Below are 19,519 nucleotides of genomic sequence, written 5' to 3' on the forward strand. Positions count from 1 at the left end.
TGGTTAATTGCAAAATAAAAGGCTCTAAGTTTTGGGAACTTAGAGCCTTTATAAGCCATCTGTAGGATCGTTCAACCGATCATTTATCTCTTAACTGATCGGCATTAGCACAGAGGTGCTCTTTTTTAGTTTGGTGATGACCGATTTGACTTATACCCAGTCGATTTCTTCGTCAGCGTGCTTTTCACACTCCTGTTTCACCATTTCAAACAGCTCCATGCCCGTTTTGGAGCAGATCCATTTATCGTCAACCAACTTGAAATGGAAACCTCCAGACTTTGATGCTAACCAAATTTCATGCATTGGCTCTTGGCGGTTAATGATGATTTGGCTGCGGTCTTCAAATTCTAATGTCATTACGTTACCAGACACCTCGTAATCAATGTCTGCGCCTGAATCATCGATGGATTCTTCGATGATTTGCATCTGTGTGTCCACCAGTTGATGAAATTCAGTATCGTTCATCCGTCTATCCTATTGCTTTTCTTGAGTGTGGTGCGATTATAGGGGGCATTGATTCAATAATCACGATATGCAAAATGAAAAAACTACTTACGGTGTTGTTTGTGATGGTTGCAGCGATACTTGCTGGTTGCGGACAATCAGGTTCACTTTACATCCCAGATGATGCTCAGCAAAGCGAGCAGTCACAATAATCAGCCGCACTTTTTGGTGTGATATTAGGGTTAAGCAGTCGAATTAAATAAGGGAAGCGAATTTTGGATTACTTCAACTATCAGGATGATGGCCAGCTTTGGGCTGAAGATGTTCCTCTTCAAGCTCTTGCTGAGCAACATGGCACTCCTCTTTATGTATACTCACGCGCGACGCTTGAGCGTCATTGGAAAGCATTTGATAGTGCAGTGGGTCAACACCCTCACCTTGTTTGTTACGCAGTAAAAGCAAACTCAAACTTAGGTGTACTGAATGCACTGGCTCGTTTGGGCTCAGGCTTTGATATCGTATCAGGTGGTGAACTAGAGCGTGTGATCACCGCTGGCGGTGATGCGAAGAAGGTGGTGTTCTCTGGTGTCGGTAAAACCTCAGTAGAAATGAAACGCGCACTAGAGTTGGGTATAAAGTGCTTCAATGTGGAATCAGAACCTGAGCTAGAGCGCTTGAATAAAGTTGCAGGCGAGCTAGGTGTGGTTGCACCGATTTCTCTACGAATTAACCCTGACGTAGACGCAAAAACACACCCTTACATTTCGACTGGTCTACGTGATAACAAATTTGGTATCGCGTTTGACCGTGCGCCAGCTGTATATCAATTTGCTCAGAGTCTGCCAAACTTAAACGTGCAAGGCATCGACTGCCATATTGGTTCTCAGCTGACTGAAATTGAACCTTTCATCGACGCCACTGACCGTCTATTAGCACTGATTGATGACTTGAAAGCGCAAGGCATCAACATTCGTCATCTAGACGTCGGTGGTGGTCTAGGCGTGGTATATCGTGATGAATTGCCACCACAGCCTTCTGATTATGCGAAAGCGCTGCTAGGTCGTCTTGAGAATCACCAAGATCTCGAACTGATTTTCGAACCAGGTCGTGCGATTGCAGCTAACGCAGGTATCTTGCTAACACGTGTGGAATTCCTAAAACACACCGAGCACAAGAACTTTGCCATCATCGATGCGGCAATGAACGATTTAATGCGTCCTGCGCTATACCAAGCATGGCAAGATATCGTCCCAGTTTCACCGCGTGAAGGTGAAGCACAGACCTACGACTTAGTCGGTCCTATCTGTGAAACGGGCGATTTCTTGGGCAAAGATCGAGCACTAGTTCTGCAAGAAGGTGATCTACTCGCGGTTCGCTCTGCAGGCGCCTATGGTTTTGTTATGTCTTCGAACTACAATACTCGTACCCGAGCGGCGGAAGTGATGGTGGATGGTAACCAAAGCCACCTTGTTCGCCAGCGTGAGGAGCTGACCAGTTTGTGGCAGCTGGAACAGATTCTACCGGAGTAACACACAACAAATGCATTTCCACTTTTCTAAAATGCACGGTTTGGGTAACGATTTTATGGTCGTCGACTGTATTACCCAGAACGTATTTTTCTCGCAAGATTTGATCCGTCGCTTGGCGGATCGTCATACGGGCGTTGGCTTTGACCAGTTGCTTGTCGTTGAAGCGCCCTATGATCCAGAAAGCGACTTCCATTACCGCATTTTTAATGCGGATGGCAGTGAGGTGGAGCAGTGTGGTAATGGCGCACGCTGTTTTGCTCGTTTTGTACGTTTAAAAGGTTTGACTAACAAGTACAGCATTAGCGTTAGCACCAAGAAAGGCAAGATGATTCTTGATGTAGAAGACGATGGTGAAGTGACTGTCAACATGGGCGTTCCGGAGTTCGAACCGAATAAGATTCCTTTCAAAGCGAAGCAGAAAGAGAAAACCTACATCATGCGTGTTGGTGAGAAAACTCTGTTCTGTGGGGCGGTTAGCATGGGGAATCCGCATGTCGTTACTGTTGTAGATGATGTGGATAGCGCAGAAGTAGAAAAGCTTGGGCCATTGCTTGAATCACACGAACGTTTCCCTGAGCGTGTGAACGCAGGCTTTATGCAAGTGGTGAATCGCAATCATATCCGTCTACGTGTTTATGAACGTGGTGCGGGCGAAACGCAAGCTTGTGGTAGCGGTGCTTGTGGTGCAGTAGCGGTCGGTATTCTGCAAGGTTTACTGGACGAAAATGTAAAAGTGTCACTTCCGGGCGGTGATTTGCGTATTTCTTGGCAAGGTCCAGGGCAACCGTTATTCATGACCGGTCCTGCAACTCACGTATTTGATGGTCAGTTGTCGTGCTAGTAGAACAAAAGAAAAAACCATTATCTGAAGTCGAAGCGGATGTATTGACGGCGGAAGTCGTTGCAGAGTATTTGAAGGATCATCCGGATTTCTTTGTGCAACGCCCAGCATTAGTCGACCGCCTATCTTTCCCTCATGCGGATTTAGGTACGGTCTCTTTGGTGCATATTCAAATGAACCGTCAGCGTCAACGTATAGAAGAGTTGGAAGAAGAGATCACCACATTGATGTCTTTGGCGGCGAACAACGATCGCACTTTTTACGAATTTATGGATCTGCAAGGGCAAATCCTAAAGTGCAGTGACTTTAAGCAAGTCATTCACGCCATTGAACACAAAGCCAAAGAGCTCGGTTTGAAGGCTTATGTTCGTCTGTTGAGCCAGTGTGATGCTGAAACTCAACTGAGTAAGGAAGACTATCAGCGCTTTGCAACCAATCACTTAAATGGAAAAGAGGCGTATTTAGGCCGTTTACGTAAAGTGGATCGTGAAGCTTTGTTTGGGGATATGGATGTTCCAGAAATGGGTTCCTATGTGGTATTGCCGCTGGTAAAAATACAGCCGCTTGGCGTGTTGGCGTTTTCTAGTGAAGAGGGCGGCCATTTCCAACCAGATATGGATACCTTGTTTTTGCGTCACCTATCATTAGTGGTGGCACATCTCGCTCAAACATTGGTATGGCAAAGTCATCATGACAACAACTCCCAGCATTCCTCTGCCAAATAGTCTTCAAAAGCCTCTTGAACGTTTCTACGAATTCTTGCGAAGCGAAAAGGGGCTGAGTCTGCATACCCAACGTAATTATAAGCAGCAGCTAGAAACCATGGCTCAGCACCTGACTGAAATGGGATTGAAAGAGTGGTCCCAGGTCGATGCGGGCTGGGTACGCCAGCTCGCTGGTAAAGGCATGCGAGAAGGCATGAAAGCCAGTAGTCTGGCGACACGTTTATCCTCTCTGCGCAGTTTTTTTGATTTTCTTATCTTACGTGGCGACCTGTCTGCGAACCCAGCCAAAGGCGTTTCTGCTCCGCGTAAAAAGCGTCCGCTACCGAAAAATCTCGATGTCGATGAAGTCAATCAGTTATTGGAAGTGAACGAAGAGGATCCACTGTCGATTCGCGATCGTGCGATGATGGAGCTGATGTATGGTGCCGGTTTACGCTTGGCTGAATTGGTCGGCGTCGATGTACGAGATGTGCAATTGCGTAGTGGTGAACTCCGAGTCATTGGTAAAGGCGACAAAGAGCGCAAAGTGCCGTTTTCAGGTATGGCAACGGAATGGGTTACCAAGTGGCTGAAAGTACGTGGTGATCTAGCCGCAGCAGGCGAACCCGCGTTATTTGTTTCAAAATTGGGGACGCGCATTTCTCATCGTAGTGTACAAAAGCGCATGGCAGAGTGGGGGAAAAAACAATCAGTGGCGAGTCATATTAGCCCGCATAAATTGCGTCACTCATTTGCGACGCATATGCTGGAATCAAGCAACAACTTACGTGCGGTGCAAGAATTGCTGGGGCATGAAAATATTTCGACCACTCAAATCTATACGCATTTGGATTTCCAGCATTTAGCACAAGCTTATGATCAGGCTCATCCTCGTGCACGTAAGAAGAGCGGAAACGAGGGACGCTGATGAAATTCTACCGCCGTATTGCGCCAGTAAAGGCGATGACCTTTGACCTTGACGACACTCTCTATGATAACTACCCAGTGATAGTGCGCATGGAGCAAGAGCTGTTGGCCTGGCTTAAGCAAACCCACCCTGCGGTGGCGCAGATGGATAAAGCCGATTGGTTGACGTTGAAAAAGCGTGTAGCACAGCAGCAGCCGGAACTTAAAAGTGATGTGACGCTTTGGCGTTTTGTTCAGCTTAAGCATGGCTTTTTGCAAGTAGGTTACCATGATGATGAGGCGCAAATGGCGGCCCAAGCCGGTGTCGATGTCGCGTTGGATTGGCGTAGCCAGTTTAAAGTACCTCAACAAAGCTTGGATGTACTGGCTGAGCTTAGTGATAAGGTACCGTTGGTCGCGATCACGAATGGTAATGTCGATTTGGATCGTGTGGGGCTTGCGCCGTTCTTCCAATCGGTATTGAAAGCCGGCCCTGATGGACAGGCTAAACCTGCGTCCGATCTCTTTACCAAAGCGCAGCAGTGTCTCGATTTTCCCGCAGAAAATATTTTGCATGTGGGCGACCACTTGTTGACAGATATCCAAGGAGCCAAACGTGCTGGATTCTCAGCTTGTTGGTTTAATGATAAAGCGCGCTCTGTCATGACGCACACCAATGGACGTGTGTTGCCGGATGTTGAAATTCATCAATTACTTTCGTTGCCTGAGTTACTGAACTAGTCATTGTTCCACGTGAAACGGTATCGAATAAAAAACGCAGCCAGTGCTGCGTTTTTTGTTTTCTCATCGTCTTAAGTTTTTAGAGTGTGACCACTTTTCTCAGCTTGGAAGACGGGCAGGTAGTGCTTGAAGAAGTCCAACATCTGTTGCTGGTTTTGCTTTTCTCCTAGTTGCCCCAGCAATTGAGCTGCGACTTCAAAAGTGCACAGGTTGCCTTCTTGTTGGTTGCGACGTAGTTGGTATTGGGAATCTGTTTGAGTGGCTAAGCTCATCATTGCCACATCTTCTAACCAACGACTTTTATTGAGCATCTTACGCGCTTCTTGCCATGTTGCATCCAGGATGATGTACAGCGGCTTTCTGTTTTGCTTATCACTTTGCTGTTTAACTTGCGCTAAGGTCAGGCTTTCCTCACTGGGAAAGAGCAGCACTGGCAATAGGCTTGGTTCTGCAAGCGTTTCCAGTAACTCTGCTGGTGGTGCTTTGCGATCCCAAACCGCTTGGGTCACATTCAATTGGCATTGTGCGATCAGCTTGCCTGTGTTGGTGTCCCGCGTTAGTTCATTTGGATGCATCAACAGCATGAATGCGTGTTCACTACGGAGTTTAGGCAGCAGTGAACAAATGCAGTTGAATTGAAAACCGCAATGTGGACAAGGCTGCACCATTATAAGCGTACTCCTTCACGAACAGGGCTGATGCCATCCGAGAACAGACGCACACCGCTGACTTGCTCTTTGCTCGCTGTTGGCGCCAAGCTTGGGTTGATTGGGTAGCTTACGCCCGTGTATTGCATCACGTGTTGACCCGGCGTTGCACCACCACCGCTGACATTAAAAATCAGATCACGCCAACCGTGTGAGGTTTGTTGACCCAGCATGATTGGGCTTTGCACTAGCGTCATACGGCTGTTGAAACGCCACTCATTCTCGTGGTTTTCGAACACGAGCAGGGTGCAACCGCCAGAACCGCACCAATCTAGTTGGACTAGCAGCTCTTCATTACCATCGCCATTTAGATCGTAAGTCAGCCAGCGGTATTGGTTGTTGCTTGGGCTGGTTTGGTTAATGAAAAAGTAATGGCGTACGGTGGCATCCACTTTTGAGTTGAAGTCCGCACTGGAAGGAACATCAGCCGCACCAATCGGATCGTTGCTGCGATCCGTGGTTAGTTGTTCAGTGCCTGAGTTGTGTACTGTTGCTGGGTAAAGCACAAGTCCGCCATCGGCGATTGGGTAAACCAGATTACCCACTTTCTCTTTTACTGCTTTCAGCTGGTTGCCTTCACGAGTAAACAGGCGCTCGGTCATTAAGCGCTGTTGCTGGTGGTGAGTCATCACGACTTGTACTTGTGATGGACTCAGTTGTTGCCAGTAACCGCGTTCCACTAAAGGTGGCTGTCCGTCAGAGTAACTGTATTTGGTTATCGCACTGTGGTCGCTGTTCAGTGTCATCTGCACTTCAAAGCCTTGTGATTGAGTTGACGTCGCCACGTAAGTGTTCACCCACTCCAAGGTCGAATCTACGTTGGCTGCCATACCACAACCTTGGTAGGTCTTATCGTCGTGTTCCAGCGTTGCTTGCCAGCCATAGAGTGAGTTACTCATGGTGTCAGAACACAAGTTCTCGGTCATATGTAGTTCGCCGTCATTGAGTTGGTAAGCTCGTTGGCGAGGTTGCAGCTTACTGCTGTTGATGTCTAACGTTTGGTTAGATTTTCCAAGTCGCTGGAATTTAAGCGCATTACCTTCAAAGGTTGCTGCCCATGATGGTTCATTGCCAAATACGCGAGTGGGTTTGCTGGTTTGCTTGCAGCGATGCGGATTTTCTGTCGTAAGGAAGTTCACCTGCTCAACCACAACGTTAGCATCGAAATCTGCAGAAAAACCGTCGGCGCCAGGTGGGTTGAGGTGACCAATGACTTCACCATACATGGTTTGATAAGGTTCACTGGTGATGGCCACAGCACGTTGTATTTGTTGTGGCGACAGTTGCAGCCAGTACTGTTTATCGCTACCGCAAGGGGTGATGTATTGGCTTTCGTGTCCAATTACCACTTCACCACGTAGCATAAAGGTTTGAGGTAAGATGGTTTCTGGCTTATCCAAGGACGCAGCTAGCGTGGTTGGCGTGCCTGCATCGGACTGTGGAGGTTGCACGCTACACGCTTGCAGGACCAGCAGTGTGGCGAGTGCCACTGGGTTTTTCAAAGCCTTCATGTTATATCTTCCTCATTACAATCTGCATCGGATCGCATTATGGCATATTGGTTATTTAAAACAGAACCAGATACCTTTTCTATTGACACGCTTCGAACCCAAAAGGTTTCATGTTGGGAGGGCGTTCGTAATTATCAGGCGCGTAACATGATGCGTGACCAAGTTAAATTGGGCGACTTGGTGCTGATTTACCATTCCTCTTGTAAGAACGTAGGTGTGGCTGGCATTGCCAAAGTGACCCGTGAAGCGTATCCCGATCATTTCCAGTTTGACCTAGAAAGCGATTACTACGATCCGACATCCGACCCAGAAAATCCACGTTGGATGATGGTGGATATCGAGTTTGTACGTAAGACTGAGCGTTTGATTCCGCTGTCGGTAATGAAGGCGGTGCCAGAGCTAGAAAATATGCCACTAGTGAAACGCGGCAATCGCTTGTCGATCATGCCGGTGAGTGAGCAAGAGTGGGAGGCCATTCTCGGCAAAGAGAAGTTGCCAAGTCAGCGATAAAAGAAAGGGCTGCATGGTGCAGCCCTTTGTGATTTTGCCAATAACCTGCTGTTGATAGCCAATACAGGTTATAGCAGATGATCTTGCAGGTAGTGCGCAACCGCATCGTCGGCGTTGCTGCCGATCACTTCATTGTTTGGTAGTGCTTTCATCACTTTCTCGTGAGAGGTGCCCATGACTAAACCTTTACCCGCCATTGATAGCATTTCTACGTCATTCATGCCGTCACCAAATGCGATGGTGTTCTCTAGTGTTAAGCCAATTGATTCTGCCACGGCCTTTAGCGCATCACCTTTAGAAACGCCAGCGCTCATGACTTCCAGACACCAAGGTGTTGAGAATGCGATGTTCAACTTGTCGCCAAATTGCTCACGCAATTTGTTTTCAAATACCACTAGGTGCTCATGATCTTGGGCTGGGTGGGTAAAGAAAATCTTTGCAATACCATCAGTCGGCGCGTTGCTATCATCGTATAGCTTATAGGTAAAGTCTTCATGAAAATCGCGCAGTTGTTCATCATCTTTGTTCAATAACCAATCGTCGTTCTGGTACATGTGGATAAGTATGCCAGGATCTGACTTGATCGTGTCGATCACCGGTTGTACTAGGGTTTCTGGTACGTTTTGGCTGTACCTCAGTTGATCATTTTGGTCGTGTACACGAGCACCGTTTGACGTGATCATGTAAGCCGGAATACCTACAGTACGACGAATGCTGGCTACGTCTACGTGATGGCGCCCCGTAGCAAAGACAAAAGTGTAGCCCTTTTCGTGCAGTGCCTTTAGCGTCTCTTTCGAGTAAGCGCTTAGTTGGTGATTTGGTGCGAGTAAAGTGCCATCCAGATCTGAGGCAACGATTTTAGTGATCTCTTTGCAAGGTAGCGATGTGCTCATGAAGCCCTCGTAAACGGTGTGGATAGAGTGGAACAGGTTGATTGCACGCGAAGCACCGTCGATTGACTAGGTCGTACTGCATCGAGTGCGGGGAACAAAAGGCAGTTTACGCCAAAATTAGGCAGAAAAAGAGGGTAAATCGCTAAGCGAAAGTTTCCTCTTTAATCTGTGGTCTGTCTCTGTTCTTTCATAAAGTTAAACATGGCATCCAAAGCTTGATTACGATATTGGTCTTTTTCAAACAAGACTTCGTGTTCGGCACCAGCGATAGAAACCAAGCTTGCATGAGGGTTGGTTTTTCTTAACTTATTGATAAAGCGCTGCTGAGCCTGATTACTAACAATACGATCATTGCCTGATTGCATTAACAACACTGGAACTTTCACCTGACGCGTTAATAAAATGCACTGTTTAGTCGCCATTAAACTTTGCCACACCCAACGCGTACTAGGCCCCCCAACTTGCAGCTCTGGTTTATCACGGTATAAGCAACGAAACCAGTGGTAGCGATCGTAGCTTTGGCTGAGTGGGTTGTCTTCAAATGGCTTGGGATAGTACTCTTTGTGCCCTGGTGCATAGTGAGGTTTGGATGAGAATGCTGTGAGGATCTGGCTGACAGGGAGCGCAACCGGATTGAGATACCAGGGTAAATCAATGCCAAACATCGGTGAGCTTAAGATCAAACCATTGAAATGATGCTCTGGGTGAGTTTGCAGATAACGCGTTGCAATCGCTCCACCCATTGAATGTGCGATGATAAATCGCTGCTGATAGGAGCTTAAATCGAGTTGTTTGAGCACCAATGCCATATCATCAATATAGTCATCAAATTCATAGACGTGACCCATGTCTGAGTCTGGTATCAAGCGATCTGATAAACCTTGTCCACGGTGATCAAACGAATATATATCGTAACCTTGTCGGTATAGATCGTAGAACAGCTCTTGGTACTTCCAACAACACTCAATTCGGCCATTGACGATGAGCACCGCTTTTGTGTGTTCAGAGTGGGTGAGTTTGCACCAATAGATTTTCTTTTTTTCTGCCCCTTTGATGAAGCCCTCTTGGCGAGTTTGCCAGAGTGCAGCGATCGGACCACCTATTGCTTGCTCAAATAAAGTCTCTTGAGTATAAGTCAAAGGTGAATGGTGAATAGCCATTAGTCGATTACCTGAAGATGCGTTATTGACGTGACGTATCATCGAAGAATTATAGAGGAAATGCAATGGATACCCACGTTTGGTTAGCCTATGTGGTAACTGCAATTGTTTTTAGTCTGGCTCCGGGATCTGGTACCGTCAACTCAATCAGCAATGGTTTGAGTTACGGCACTCGCAAGTCATTAGGGGCTATTGTTGGTTTGCAAATTGGTCTGGCTATTCATATTGCATTGGTTGGGGCTGGTATTGGAGCGTTAGTCGCGCAATCGGCAGCGGCTTTTAGCATGATCAAATGGGTCGGAGCGGCTTATTTGGTGTGGCTTGGCATTCAAAAGTGGCGTGATACGTCTGGCTTAGTGGCCAAGGAAAATCATAAAGTGATGTCAGGTTCTTCACTATTGTACAAAGCCATTCTTATTAACCTGACCAACCCAAAATCAATCGTATTTTTGGTGGCATTGTTTCCACAGTTTATCGACCCTGCAAAAGAACAGCTGACTCAGCTGCTGGTGCTAGGTATCACGACAGTTACGATTGATGCGTTTGTCATGCTGGGCTACACCACACTAGCGGCACAGATGGGACGGTTTATTCGCTCAGACAAGGTTATGGGTAAAATAAACAAAGTATTTGGCTCGATGTTTATGGGGTGTGGAGCATTGTTAGCCGCAGCTAAATAATAAAAGATAAAAACCACAAAATATGATTAATGCGTATGTCGCTCGCCAGCCCATTTTTAACCGAAAAAGACAGCCGCTGGGGTATGAGTTGTTGTTCCGTGATGGTGAAAGTAATGCTTACCCTGCTCACATCGAATCAAACCGGGTAGCATGCCGTTGATTGTGGATAACTTTTTCTCAGTCGGTACCAACCCGCTGATCGCATCGTCACGATGCTTTATCCATTTTCCTCCACAAAGCTTGTTACATCGCTTACCAAGAAGTTTGCCTACCTGATTTAGATTTTGGTCGTATTGAAAGCATCATCACTCAAGATGTCGCGCTGTGTTACAAACTATTGCGCTTCGTGAACACCCAATCGATTAAACTGGAAGTACCCATTACTTCATTTCGTCAGGCATTAGTTTACCTTGGTCAAGATAAGTTAAAGCTATTTGTTTCTGTAATCGTTGCTTCATACATTTCTAGTCGCAAACCGCGTGAGTTATACATGTTGTGTTTGCAGCGGGCGCAATTTTGCCAATGGATCTCTCGCTACCAACCTTTTTCTCTGTATAGCGAGCAGGGTTTCATGGTTGGCTTACTGCCAATTCTCGATACCATGCTCGATCTATCAGTGGAATCGCTGGTGGAACAGCTCCCTTTGAGTCATTTAGTACAACAAGTGCTACTTCACCGACAAGGGGAAGATGGCGCCTTACTTGCTATGGGAGAGTGCTGTGAGCGTGCAGATTGGCTAGACGTACACGAACAACAGGGTTTGTCTTTTGATGATGTGACGTTGGAACTCGATGAGGCCGTTCGCTGGAGTCAGAGCTTCGTTGGCGCATAATTCGATCAAATATTAAACTTTTATTACAGTCGAGCACGATCGCTTGACGACACCTAAGTTTTAAATAATTATATATGCATATCCATATATAGGTATGTTCCCTATGCTTCCACATCAGTTCTTCAAACTTCTCTCCGACGAGACCCGTGTGCGTTGCTTAATGCTGGTGGTTCGTGAAGAAAGAGTCTGTGTTGGTGATTTAGCCTACGCGCTACAACAAAGCCAACCAAAAATATCGCGCCATCTCGCGCAACTCAGATCGAACGGTATCTTAGTTGATATACGGCAGGGGCAGTGGGTGTATTACGAATTGTCCGAATTGTTACCAGGATGGATGCAAAAATTAATTGATGATTTGGTGGACTCGAACTGTTTGAAGAAAGAGTACCAAGACGATATTTCACGATTGCACGATAAAGCTCGTGCGGCTTGCTGCTAGTAGTAAGCGTTAACAGTTTATAGGCTTGAAAAGGTAGAAGATTATGACGATTAAAGTAGGTATTAACGGTTTCGGTCGAATTGGTCGTTTGGCACTGCGTGCTGCGTTTGATTGGCCAGAGCTAGAGTTCGTACACATCAACGATGTAGCGGGCGATGCAGCGACTTTGGGCCACTTACTTGAGTTTGATTCAGTTCAAGGTCGTTGGAACCACGCAGTGCAAGTTGAAGGCACAGACATGGTGATCAACGGTAAACGCATCACGACTTCACAGGAGCGTGATATCGATGCGGTGAACTGGGGTCAATGTGATGTTGTGATTGAAGCAACGGGTGTTCATCGAAAAACGTCATTCCTAAACAAATACCTAGAGCAAGGCGTAAAACGCGTTGTAGTGAGTGCGCCAGTAAAAGAAGAAGGTGTAGCAAACATCGTGGTTGGTGTGAACGACCACATCTTCGATCCAGCGTTGCACCGCATCGTCACAGCGGCATCTTGTACCACTAACTGTATTGCACCAGTAGTGAAAGTGATTCACGAGAAACTGGGCATCGAGCAGTCATCATTTACAACGATTCACGATTTAACTAACACACAAACGATTCTGGATGCGCCGCACAAAGATCTACGTCGTGCGCGTGCATGTGGTATGAGCCTGATCCCAACCACTACGGGCAGTGCGACTGCAATTGTTGAAATCTTTCCAGATCTAAAAGACAAAATTAATGGTCACGCAGTTCGTGTTCCTTTAGCAAACGCATCGCTGACAGATATCATTTTTGATGTGAAACGTGATACCACGGCAGAAGAAGTGAACGCACTACTGAAAGAAGCATCGGAAGGTGAGCTAAAAGGCATCCTTGGCTTTGAAGCGCGTCCATTGGTCTCTATCGATTACAAAGGCGACCAACGTTCAACCATCGTTGACGCACAATCCACTATGGTTGTTGGCGCTCGCATGGTGAAGATTTACGCCTGGTACGACAATGAAATGGGCTACGCAACGCGCACTGCAGAATTGGTTCGTAACGTTGGTATGGCATAAGGAGTTTTAAAATGTCTCATCCTACATGGCAATTAGATTTAGAAGCGGGCGCTTTGGTTTTGACTCCGTGTCCGGGTACAAAAGGTGTTGAACTGCAAGATTCTCTAAAGCAGTTGAAAGACCAAGGTGTACAAGCGGTAGTGACAGCACTTGATAACTCAGAGTTGGCAGCGCAAGACGTTTCTGCTCTGGGCGAAATCACTCAACAGTTAGGCATGAAATGGTTTCAAATAGAGATTGAAGACGACTGCGCGCCAGACGAAGGGTTTGCTGCAAAATGGCAACAAGCAAGCCCTGAATTGCACGCAATTCTAGCGCAAGGTGGTAAGGTCGCAATGCACTGTTTAGGCGGCTCTGGTCGTACAGGTTTGTTTGCTGCGCATCTACTGCTAGAGAAAGGTTGGCCGCTAGAAGATATCGTGCGCGAAGTGCAAGCTTTGCGTCCTGGCGCGTTCACCAAACCAGTACAAGTTGAGTACATCGAGCGCGTCGCACAAAGCGCGTGATCAGCTTGTCGAGCTTTTGGAACATCATGTTCCAAAAGCTCTCCTTACGCCATGTAGCTTACTATTTTATGTGATACTTGGATGCCAGTTTGATATTTAACTATCTGTTTATTATTAAGTAATAGTTAATTTTATTGTCAGTTCTTGTTTCGCAGTTTGGCACCAGTATTGAGATGGCTCAATACTGGTGTTCAGGTCATAGAGTATTTGGAACATCATGATCTAAATGCTCTGATTGCAGTACATCTGAGGTCGTTATGATTTCAAAACTAAGTAAAAGTATCCGTCAGTACATGCTGGTGACGTTCAACTATTGGAACTTCACCGTGACGGACGGCGCACTACGTATGTTGGTGGTGCTTTACTTCCATGACTTAGGCTACTCAAGTTTAGCCATTGCTTCGCTGTTCCTTTTCTATGAATTTTTTGGCGTAGTGACCAACTTGGTTGGTGGTTGGCTAGGTGCTCGACTTGGTCTCAACAAAACCATGAACGTCGGGTTAGGGATGCAGATTTTTGCCTTGCTGATGTTGGCAGTGCCAAATGCGTGGTTGACCATCCCTTGGGTGATGGCAGCGCAGGCCATTTCAGGTATCGCCAAAGATTTGAATAAGATGAGTGCCAAGAGCGCGATTAAAACGTTGGTGCCAGACGAGCAGCAAGGGGCACTTTATAAATGGGTGGCGATCTTAACGGGTTCGAAAAACGCGTTAAAAGGCGCAGGCTTCTTTATTGGTGGTTTGCTGTTGTCCGCGTTTGGTTTCCAAACTTCGATGGTCATCATGGCAAGTGTGCTGGCGATTGTTTTCGTATCCAGTTTGATTTGGCTAGAGGCTGACATGGGTAAAGCGAAGAGCAAGCCTAAATTCCGTCAGATTTTCTCTAAGTCAGAATCGGTGAACATCCTGTCTGCGGCACGTATGTTCCTATTTGGTGCGCGTGATGTGTGGTTTGTCGTTGCACTTCCGATCTACCTAGGCAGTGTGTTTGGCTGGGATCACCTGATGGTGGGCGGTTTCCTAGCGGCTTGGGTGATTGCCTACGGATTCGTTCAAGGCTTTGCGCCTCGTATTACCGGTAAAGCACAAGGTAGAGTGCCAGACGGTAGTGCAGCATTGATTTGGGCAGGTATCCTTGCTGTCATCACTGGCGCGATTGCTTACGGCGTGCAAATTGGTTGGCAACCAGAACTGGTTATTGTTGTCGGCTTGATGAGCTTCGGTGCGGTATTTGCGGTGAATTCATCTTTGCATTCTTACCTTATCGTAAGCTACGCGAAAGGCGATGGTGTTTCACTGGATGTCGGCTTCTACTATATGGCGAATGCGATGGGACGTTTGATTGGTACGGTTCTATCCGGTTGGATTTACCAAGAAGCGGGTCTGGCGGCGTGTCTGTGGGTCTCTTTTGCCTTCTTAGCGCTGACGACGGTCATCTCTATCAAGTTACCAAAAGCCAAAGTGGCGGCGGTTTAAATCAGTTTACGACTCAGTATAAAAAATGGCTCCGCAATGGGAGCCATTTTGCTTTCTGTGCTTCAGTGTCGCAAATCAGCAAGCTTGGGTTATGGGCAAATGCGACCTTGTAGTGCTAGCCGCGTCATTTCCATATCACCTTTCAGTGGGCGGTAAACGATGGTGTTCCAAACTTCACCATTGTCCATTTCGAATTCAATCGCGTAGTTAAGGCCATTTACGACTTGAGTACGTACGCTCAAGAGCTCTTTTAGCTTAGCCGCGGTATTCAGCTGACCGAGTACAAAATCTAACGCTTGTTGAGCCTCAGGTGTCACTTCACCTTGTGACCAACCGCCAGCAAGGTTTTCTGCGCTGCAGATAGGGTTCGCTTCCGGTTGCGCTGGTGTTACGGCCTCTTCCTTTTGGTTGCATCCAGCTAAGGTCACAACACAAACCAGTAATGCTTAATAATGCTTTGTTCATAAAGACCTCTCTTATTAATCTGTCCAACATCCTAAAGTAATAAGCTGACTTATGCTGTTGCCCATTCGAGAAAGGTTGGGGCTACGGCTTCCGTTTGAACAATGGGTGTTGCAGCAAATCATTTTACAGATCAATGTTATTTAAGAGTTCGCTGTTGTGTTAAAAACAAGCAAAAACAGATTGTTAACTATTTAACTGGATGAAAATTACCCTATGCTATAAGCGTACAGTCATTCCAAGTAGAAAAAAACATGAGAGAAAGGGTTCTGTTTTTTGACTTATTGCGGTGTGTCGCGGCTATTGCAGTGATCGCCATTCACGTATTGGCCCCATACCGCACTGAGTTGGGCGGGATTCCTCTTGACCAATGGTTAACGGCCGTCGGTGTAAATAGTGTGAGTCGTTGGGCGGTACCAGTGTTCATTTTGATCACCGGAGCCTTGATGCTCAGTGATACGCGTCCTTTTGATGCCAAGTACTACGTCAAACGGCGTTTAGGTAAAGTGTTGGTGCCTTTTTTAGTTTGGTCGATGTTTTATGCGTATTTGTCAGGCTGGACAGCGCAAGGCTTTGACTTTGCCACGGTAAAAGAAGTCGTGAGCAACAGCTTGCATCATGCGACTTACTATCACCTTGGGTTCTTTTACTACTTTATTCCGCTCTATTTTGTAATTCCGTTATTTCAGTGGATGGTACGTCATATGGACGATAACGCTCTCTATGCTTATTTGGCGCTGTGGTTATTCACCAGCACCTTATTCTTGTTCAAGATTGATGGGCCTTGGAGTAATCAAATGTGGCTCTATATGGGCTACCTACCGTTAGGTTACGTGCTGTTTAAGAAGATCCCACTCAATCGTTCGGTCACAATGTTGTTTACTGGTCTCGGGCTGGTGGCATTGGCGTTGACGTTTACTATGGTGGTGATGAATAGTTTGGATGCCGGTAAATATACGGTGGGTCGTTGGTTGTCTTACAAAACGCTCAACGTAGTTTTAGCGGCTTCGATGATTTTTATGTTATGCCGTTATGTTGGGGAAGAGTTACCGCCGAAAATCCAGAAGGTAGTGAGTTTCATTAGTCAGTACAGTTTAGGCATTTATTTGTTGCACCCGATCTTCTTGTGGCCGATGAAGGCGTTTGGTTGGCACCAAGGGAATCCAATATGGGTGATCCCACTGTGGGTCATATTAAGTGGAGCAGGAGCCTTGGCAATGAGTTATCTGTTTTCGAGATCTGCCAAGACTCGATGGTTGCTGCCGTAGATTAACGTTTGAGGGCAAAGTGTAGAAATTTGTCGCCATGATAAGTCAGCGTCCCTTTGTCACCTGGATTAAGAGCGTGGTAGTAATGTACCCCGATTTGAAATTCGCGTTTCGGTCCCATGGAACCGCGCTGCACATAAATCCAATACTCTTGATCGTCTTGGCCGGGCTTCGCGTCCGGTATATCGATCGCTTGTTTGTCTAATATGGTGACTTGTGCACTTTGCTCAGGGGCATTTTCACCGAAATAATGCTTGCTATAAAAGCGAAAGAATACCCAAGCTCCTAGAGCGATCAGGGTGAGTAAAACTAAAATAAGTGAGATTGGCATGATAACCTCCAATGTTTCATTGGTCCCTATTTTACAGAACTTCCTGATTAAACGATGAGTTGAGATAATTTTTTGATGATTTAGTAAATGGGGAGGGCTTTATTCGGCGCACTTCACAGTTTATCTGCGTGTAAGGACACAAATTGAAAGGAAAATTGCATTTAGTATCTCGAAAAAACTCCAGATTTGTAGAAGAATGAAATGATGGATAAAGGAAGGATCAAGTAAGGAGGGGCACGATGTCAGATATTGAGAAAGTTGTCATGCGTACCCGAACGATCGAAAAGCTTCTGCGAACACAATACCATGCAGAGGGGAAGGGACTACACCAACTGATCACCAGTTGTGAAGAGCGTTTGCCACATGATGTCATCGCAAAATTACGTTTTATTGCAACAGTGCGTAATAAGATCGTACATGAAGAAAATTACAAACTGGACGATAGAAAAGGCTTTATGGCCGCCTGCGATGAATGTGAAAAAGAGTTGACGCCGAGAAGCTCTCGCTTTATCTGGCGAACGGCGATTTTGTTAATGACCTTGATTACGCTTGCCGCACTTGGTTTTTATTACTTGCATTGGGATATTCTGTCTAAGCATCTATAGTTGGCAAAAAATAAATAATAAAAAAAGGGACGCGTACGCGTCCCTTTTTTATTTAAATCAATTGGTTAGTACATCATTGGCAGTGTCATTAAACCCATAACTACTGCAATCATTACCAGCCCCTGTTTCTGAGAAGAAGAAATCATAACACTACCCCTTAAATCCTTGATGAACTCGATGTAATCAATATAGCACTGTTTTCAGGCTTTGATCAACCAGATTGCCAAAAGGTTTTCAAAAATAATACTTAATCATTCATTATCACCGCTATTTGATGATTAAAACAGTGTTTTTTGACTTGGTTGCTAAGTGTTCTTATTGTGGTTTATTTCTCCTAATAAATTATAAATTATTGATTTTTATTAGTTAAAGTTCGTTACATTAATGGGGTGATAGTGTTTTTTTTTTCTGGTGGTGGTTTGGTTATGTATTTTTTGTGTGTTTCTCAAAAGTTGGGGAAATGGTGGTACTTTCTGGCAGGGGTGATTGAGTGTGTGGCTTGGTTGGTGTCATTTTCTTATCAGATGAGAAAGTTATCGTGCTAAAAACGCAGCACTACGGATCCTATTGTCTAAGGTCGAGTTTTATTGAACAAACGCAACTATTGTCATCAATATTAGATACTTAATATGTGTCAGTTGAGTTTTTATTCTATATTGTAACGGGGCGTCTGGGGGTTTTTGCTGTATCAAGGTTGCAATATTTCTGCTTTTGAATCGCTAATTGGGTGGATTTCTATTTTGTGTCGATAATTCCATCATACTGTCTGTATTGCGAGCATATTGATGGTTTTCTTTTCAATTTTTTCTGTATGTTAATGCTAGTGGGGAGGCCTTCTATTGTGAGAGAAAGTATAAAGTGGTGGTCGGCGTAACGAATGTGTCGAATCGCTAGCGAGATCCAACTTTCATAGATTGCACCTTTACATAGCGATTGGTCTACCTAGACTAGCGGCGAGGTAACATAAAAGGTGTATACGGCATGTGGAGTTGGTTGGCAATTGGGCTATCGGGGCTATATTCCGTGTTGGGAGCGAAGCAAGTTAATCCAACACAATCCCTGATATTTAAAATTTTTACTCTGCTTTTGTTGTTTATTTTGGCAATTACTCAGGGCGACTCAGCAGCTCATACCTATTGGATTGCTGGCGGATTGATCGTTTTCATACTTGCAGACACGCTTCATTCATTCAAATCTCGCAAGCCGCTTTACTTTGCTAGCTACTTGTTGGCCCAGATCTGTTATAGCAAAGCTTTTTGGGTGCAAATTAACGGCGAAGTTGTTTGGTGGCTTTTAGCGTTATTGTTGGCCGCAAGCATCGTTGCCTTTTTCTTGCTACTTCCTCAATTAGACTCTTTGGTATTTCCGGTCGTTGTTATGGGCATCATGCTTGTTTTCCTTGCGTGGTCAGCCGGTGACGTCTGGCTACATATTCCAAGTTATGCCAATGCGCTTGGTTTCACTGGGACGCTCGTTATGACGGGTTCCGCGCTTGTTTATGCTATTCATGGGTATCGTAAGCCAATGAAACATGCTTACTTGTGGGTGAGTGGGAGTTACTTTTTAGCGCATGCACTTATTGTGTCTTCCATCATTTATTAGGTTTAACAGATCCTAACCTAAGTCAAAGCAACGTTAGCTGATTTGAGTACACTGACCACACTGAATTTGAACACTGGAGTTGATGATGACTGAAATTCATGCCCATGACCTACTAAACTTACTTCGCGAAACGCCAATGAATCGTGATGAGCTAGCGGCTCACTTTGGCGCAGAAGTGCGTTTTCATACCTGTAAGTTGAATGATCTAGACTTAGATGCATTGCTAGAATTTTTGCTAAAACGCGAAAAAGTACTTGAACTGGAAGGTAAGTTTGTGGTGAACATGGCGCGTATCTGCAACCACTAAGCTCCGACCTAGTATGACCGA

The 19,519-nt window shown here is 45.8% G+C and carries 22 protein-coding genes and 2 pseudogenes; 17 read left to right on the plus strand and 7 right to left on the minus strand.

The annotated features are described in order from the left end of the window. Positions 1 to 150 precede the first annotated feature (150 nt). Positions 151 to 465, minus strand: a complete 315-nt coding sequence (gene cyaY / locus AK965_RS18105; RefSeq protein ID WP_099080927.1) for an iron donor protein CyaY — start codon at positions 463 to 465, stop codon at positions 151 to 153. Here cyaY and AK965_RS18110 point away from each other — a divergent pair. From AK965_RS18110 to yigB, 6 genes and pseudogenes are all read left to right on the plus strand, one after another. Beyond that, a pseudogene (locus AK965_RS18110) lies at positions 445 to 656 on the plus strand (lipoprotein). The gene cyaY and the pseudogene AK965_RS18110 sit on opposite strands and share 21 nt — an antisense overlap. Before the next feature lie 63 nt (positions 657 to 719). Further along, positions 720 to 1,973, plus strand: coding sequence for a diaminopimelate decarboxylase (gene lysA, locus AK965_RS18115; RefSeq protein WP_099080928.1), 1,254 nt, complete (start codon positions 720 to 722; stop codon positions 1,971 to 1,973). A 10-nt stretch (positions 1,974 to 1,983) separates the two neighbouring features. After that, positions 1,984 to 2,814, plus strand: a complete 831-nt coding sequence (gene dapF / locus AK965_RS18120; protein WP_099080929.1) for a diaminopimelate epimerase — start codon at positions 1,984 to 1,986, stop codon at positions 2,812 to 2,814. Further along, positions 2,808 to 3,539 (plus strand): DUF484 family protein, encoded by a 732-nt coding sequence (locus AK965_RS18125; protein ID WP_099080930.1) that lies wholly within the window; start codon positions 2,808 to 2,810, stop codon positions 3,537 to 3,539. Before dapF ends, AK965_RS18125 begins: the two co-directional genes overlap by 7 nt. Then, positions 3,505 to 4,446 carry a tyrosine recombinase XerC gene (gene xerC, locus AK965_RS18130; RefSeq protein ID WP_099080931.1) on the plus strand — a complete coding sequence of 314 codons (942 nt, stop codon included), beginning with the start codon at positions 3,505 to 3,507 and terminating at the stop codon, positions 4,444 to 4,446. Before AK965_RS18125 ends, xerC begins: the two co-directional genes overlap by 35 nt. Beyond that, complete coding sequence (gene yigB, locus AK965_RS18135) at positions 4,446 to 5,165, plus strand: 5-amino-6-(5-phospho-D-ribitylamino)uracil phosphatase YigB (RefSeq protein WP_099080932.1); 720 nt, start codon at positions 4,446 to 4,448, stop codon at positions 5,163 to 5,165. The genes xerC and yigB overlap by 1 nt, the downstream gene beginning before the upstream one ends. Before the next feature lie 71 nt (positions 5,166 to 5,236). Here yigB and AK965_RS18140 read toward each other — a convergent pair whose 3' ends face one another. Further along, on the minus strand, positions 5,237 to 5,833 hold the full coding sequence (locus tag AK965_RS18140) for a tRNA-uridine aminocarboxypropyltransferase (RefSeq protein WP_099080933.1): 597 nt from the start codon (positions 5,831 to 5,833) through the stop codon (positions 5,237 to 5,239). Further along, positions 5,833 to 7,383 (minus strand): COG3650 family protein, encoded by a 1,551-nt coding sequence (locus tag AK965_RS18145; RefSeq protein WP_099080934.1) that lies wholly within the window; start codon positions 7,381 to 7,383, stop codon positions 5,833 to 5,835. The genes AK965_RS18140 and AK965_RS18145 overlap by 1 nt, the downstream gene beginning before the upstream one ends. 39 nt (positions 7,384 to 7,422) lie before the next feature. Here AK965_RS18145 and AK965_RS18150 point away from each other — a divergent pair, with 39 nt between their 5' ends. Next, complete coding sequence (locus AK965_RS18150) at positions 7,423 to 7,893, plus strand: EVE domain-containing protein (protein WP_099080935.1); 471 nt, start codon at positions 7,423 to 7,425, stop codon at positions 7,891 to 7,893. Between the two features lie 68 nt (positions 7,894 to 7,961). Here AK965_RS18150 and AK965_RS18155 read toward each other — a convergent pair whose 3' ends face one another. After that, positions 7,962 to 8,786 (minus strand): Cof-type HAD-IIB family hydrolase, encoded by an 825-nt coding sequence (locus tag AK965_RS18155; protein ID WP_099080936.1) that lies wholly within the window; start codon positions 8,784 to 8,786, stop codon positions 7,962 to 7,964. Positions 8,787 to 8,947: 161 nt separating this feature from the next. Continuing rightward, positions 8,948 to 9,946, minus strand: coding sequence for an alpha/beta fold hydrolase (locus AK965_RS18160; RefSeq protein ID WP_099080937.1), 999 nt, complete (start codon positions 9,944 to 9,946; stop codon positions 8,948 to 8,950). A gap of 65 nt (positions 9,947 to 10,011) precedes the next feature. Between AK965_RS18160 and rhtB the strand changes: the two genes are divergently transcribed. The 6 genes and pseudogenes from rhtB to arsJ all read left to right on the plus strand — a co-directional run bounded on the left by rhtB (position 10,012) and on the right by arsJ (position 14,923). Next, positions 10,012 to 10,626 (plus strand): homoserine/homoserine lactone efflux protein, encoded by a 615-nt coding sequence (gene rhtB / locus AK965_RS18165; RefSeq protein ID WP_099080938.1) that lies wholly within the window; start codon positions 10,012 to 10,014, stop codon positions 10,624 to 10,626. A 22-nt stretch (positions 10,627 to 10,648) separates the two neighbouring features. Next, positions 10,649 to 11,458: pseudogene (locus AK965_RS18170) on the plus strand (EAL and HDOD domain-containing protein). 103 nt (positions 11,459 to 11,561) lie between these two features. Next, a complete protein-coding gene (locus AK965_RS18175; protein WP_099080939.1) occupies positions 11,562 to 11,897 on the plus strand; it encodes a metalloregulator ArsR/SmtB family transcription factor in 336 nt (111 codons plus the stop codon). Between the two features lie 43 nt (positions 11,898 to 11,940). After that, the gene (locus tag AK965_RS18180) at positions 11,941 to 12,942 is read left to right on the plus strand and encodes an ArsJ-associated glyceraldehyde-3-phosphate dehydrogenase (RefSeq protein ID WP_099080940.1); all 1,002 of its coding nucleotides are present in this window, start codon (positions 11,941 to 11,943) and stop codon (positions 12,940 to 12,942) included. A gap of 11 nt (positions 12,943 to 12,953) precedes the next feature. Beyond that, a complete protein-coding gene (locus AK965_RS18185; RefSeq protein WP_099080941.1) occupies positions 12,954 to 13,448 on the plus strand; it encodes a cyclin-dependent kinase inhibitor 3 family protein in 495 nt (164 codons plus the stop codon). A 257-nt stretch (positions 13,449 to 13,705) separates the two neighbouring features. Then, on the plus strand, positions 13,706 to 14,923 hold the full coding sequence (gene arsJ / locus AK965_RS18190) for an organoarsenical effux MFS transporter ArsJ (protein WP_099080942.1): 1,218 nt from the start codon (positions 13,706 to 13,708) through the stop codon (positions 14,921 to 14,923). A gap of 89 nt (positions 14,924 to 15,012) precedes the next feature. Here the strand turns inward: arsJ and AK965_RS18195 are convergent, their stop codons facing one another. Beyond that, a complete protein-coding gene (locus AK965_RS18195; protein WP_099080943.1) occupies positions 15,013 to 15,363 on the minus strand; it encodes a cystatin domain-containing protein in 351 nt (116 codons plus the stop codon). Between the two features lie 276 nt (positions 15,364 to 15,639). Here AK965_RS18195 and AK965_RS18200 point away from each other — a divergent pair, with 276 nt between their 5' ends. Next, on the plus strand, positions 15,640 to 16,653 hold the full coding sequence (locus AK965_RS18200; protein WP_099080944.1) for an acyltransferase: 1,014 nt from the start codon (positions 15,640 to 15,642) through the stop codon (positions 16,651 to 16,653). A 1-nt stretch (position 16,654) separates the two neighbouring features. Here the strand turns inward: AK965_RS18200 and AK965_RS18205 are convergent, their stop codons facing one another. Beyond that, complete coding sequence (locus AK965_RS18205) at positions 16,655 to 16,984, minus strand: DUF2500 domain-containing protein (protein ID WP_099080945.1); 330 nt, start codon at positions 16,982 to 16,984, stop codon at positions 16,655 to 16,657. A gap of 239 nt (positions 16,985 to 17,223) precedes the next feature. Here AK965_RS18205 and AK965_RS18210 point away from each other — a divergent pair, with 239 nt between their 5' ends. The 3 genes from AK965_RS18210 to AK965_RS18225 all read left to right on the plus strand — a co-directional run bounded on the left by AK965_RS18210 (position 17,224) and on the right by AK965_RS18225 (position 19,498). Then, on the plus strand, positions 17,224 to 17,589 hold the full coding sequence (locus tag AK965_RS18210; RefSeq protein WP_099080946.1) for a DUF4145 domain-containing protein: 366 nt from the start codon (positions 17,224 to 17,226) through the stop codon (positions 17,587 to 17,589). 981 nt (positions 17,590 to 18,570) lie between these two features. Further along, complete coding sequence (locus AK965_RS18220) at positions 18,571 to 19,191, plus strand: lysoplasmalogenase (RefSeq protein WP_099080947.1); 621 nt, start codon at positions 18,571 to 18,573, stop codon at positions 19,189 to 19,191. Between the two features lie 85 nt (positions 19,192 to 19,276). Next, positions 19,277 to 19,498, plus strand: a complete 222-nt coding sequence (locus AK965_RS18225) for a YecH family metal-binding protein (protein ID WP_172438190.1) — start codon at positions 19,277 to 19,279, stop codon at positions 19,496 to 19,498. The last annotated feature ends 21 nt before the right edge of the window (positions 19,499 to 19,519 follow it).

Origin of the sequence: Vibrio sp. PID17_43 (genome assembly GCF_002608565.1) — a bacterium.
Lineage (GTDB): Bacteria > Pseudomonadota > Gammaproteobacteria > Enterobacterales > Vibrionaceae > Vibrio.

Coding starts and splice junctions, on each gene's coding strand:
- AK965_RS18160 (WP_099080937.1), bottom strand. CDS start 9,946: ATGGCTATTCACCATTCACCTTTGACTTATACTCAAGAGACTTTATTT.
- AK965_RS18200 (WP_099080944.1), top strand. CDS start 15,640: ATGAGAGAAAGGGTTCTGTTTTTTGACTTATTGCGGTGTGTCGCGGCT.
- AK965_RS18185 (WP_099080941.1), top strand. CDS start 12,954: ATGTCTCATCCTACATGGCAATTAGATTTAGAAGCGGGCGCTTTGGTT.
- AK965_RS18145 (WP_099080934.1), bottom strand. CDS start 7,383: ATGAAGGCTTTGAAAAACCCAGTGGCACTCGCCACACTGCTGGTCCTG.
- rhtB (WP_099080938.1), top strand. CDS start 10,012: ATGGATACCCACGTTTGGTTAGCCTATGTGGTAACTGCAATTGTTTTT.
- AK965_RS18225 (WP_172438190.1), top strand. CDS start 19,277: ATGACTGAAATTCATGCCCATGACCTACTAAACTTACTTCGCGAAACG.
- yigB (WP_099080932.1), top strand. CDS start 4,446: ATGAAATTCTACCGCCGTATTGCGCCAGTAAAGGCGATGACCTTTGAC.
- AK965_RS18140 (WP_099080933.1), bottom strand. CDS start 5,833: ATGGTGCAGCCTTGTCCACATTGCGGTTTTCAATTCAACTGCATTTGT.
- AK965_RS18150 (WP_099080935.1), top strand. CDS start 7,423: ATGGCATATTGGTTATTTAAAACAGAACCAGATACCTTTTCTATTGAC.
- AK965_RS18220 (WP_099080947.1), top strand. CDS start 18,571: ATGTGGAGTTGGTTGGCAATTGGGCTATCGGGGCTATATTCCGTGTTG.
- dapF (WP_099080929.1), top strand. CDS start 1,984: ATGCATTTCCACTTTTCTAAAATGCACGGTTTGGGTAACGATTTTATG.
- xerC (WP_099080931.1), top strand. CDS start 3,505: ATGACAACAACTCCCAGCATTCCTCTGCCAAATAGTCTTCAAAAGCCT.
- cyaY (WP_099080927.1), bottom strand. CDS start 465: ATGAACGATACTGAATTTCATCAACTGGTGGACACACAGATGCAAATC.
- AK965_RS18205 (WP_099080945.1), bottom strand. CDS start 16,984: ATGCCAATCTCACTTATTTTAGTTTTACTCACCCTGATCGCTCTAGGA.
- AK965_RS18210 (WP_099080946.1), top strand. CDS start 17,224: ATGTCAGATATTGAGAAAGTTGTCATGCGTACCCGAACGATCGAAAAG.
- AK965_RS18155 (WP_099080936.1), bottom strand. CDS start 8,786: ATGAGCACATCGCTACCTTGCAAAGAGATCACTAAAATCGTTGCCTCA.
- AK965_RS18175 (WP_099080939.1), top strand. CDS start 11,562: ATGCTTCCACATCAGTTCTTCAAACTTCTCTCCGACGAGACCCGTGTG.
- arsJ (WP_099080942.1), top strand. CDS start 13,706: ATGATTTCAAAACTAAGTAAAAGTATCCGTCAGTACATGCTGGTGACG.
- AK965_RS18180 (WP_099080940.1), top strand. CDS start 11,941: ATGACGATTAAAGTAGGTATTAACGGTTTCGGTCGAATTGGTCGTTTG.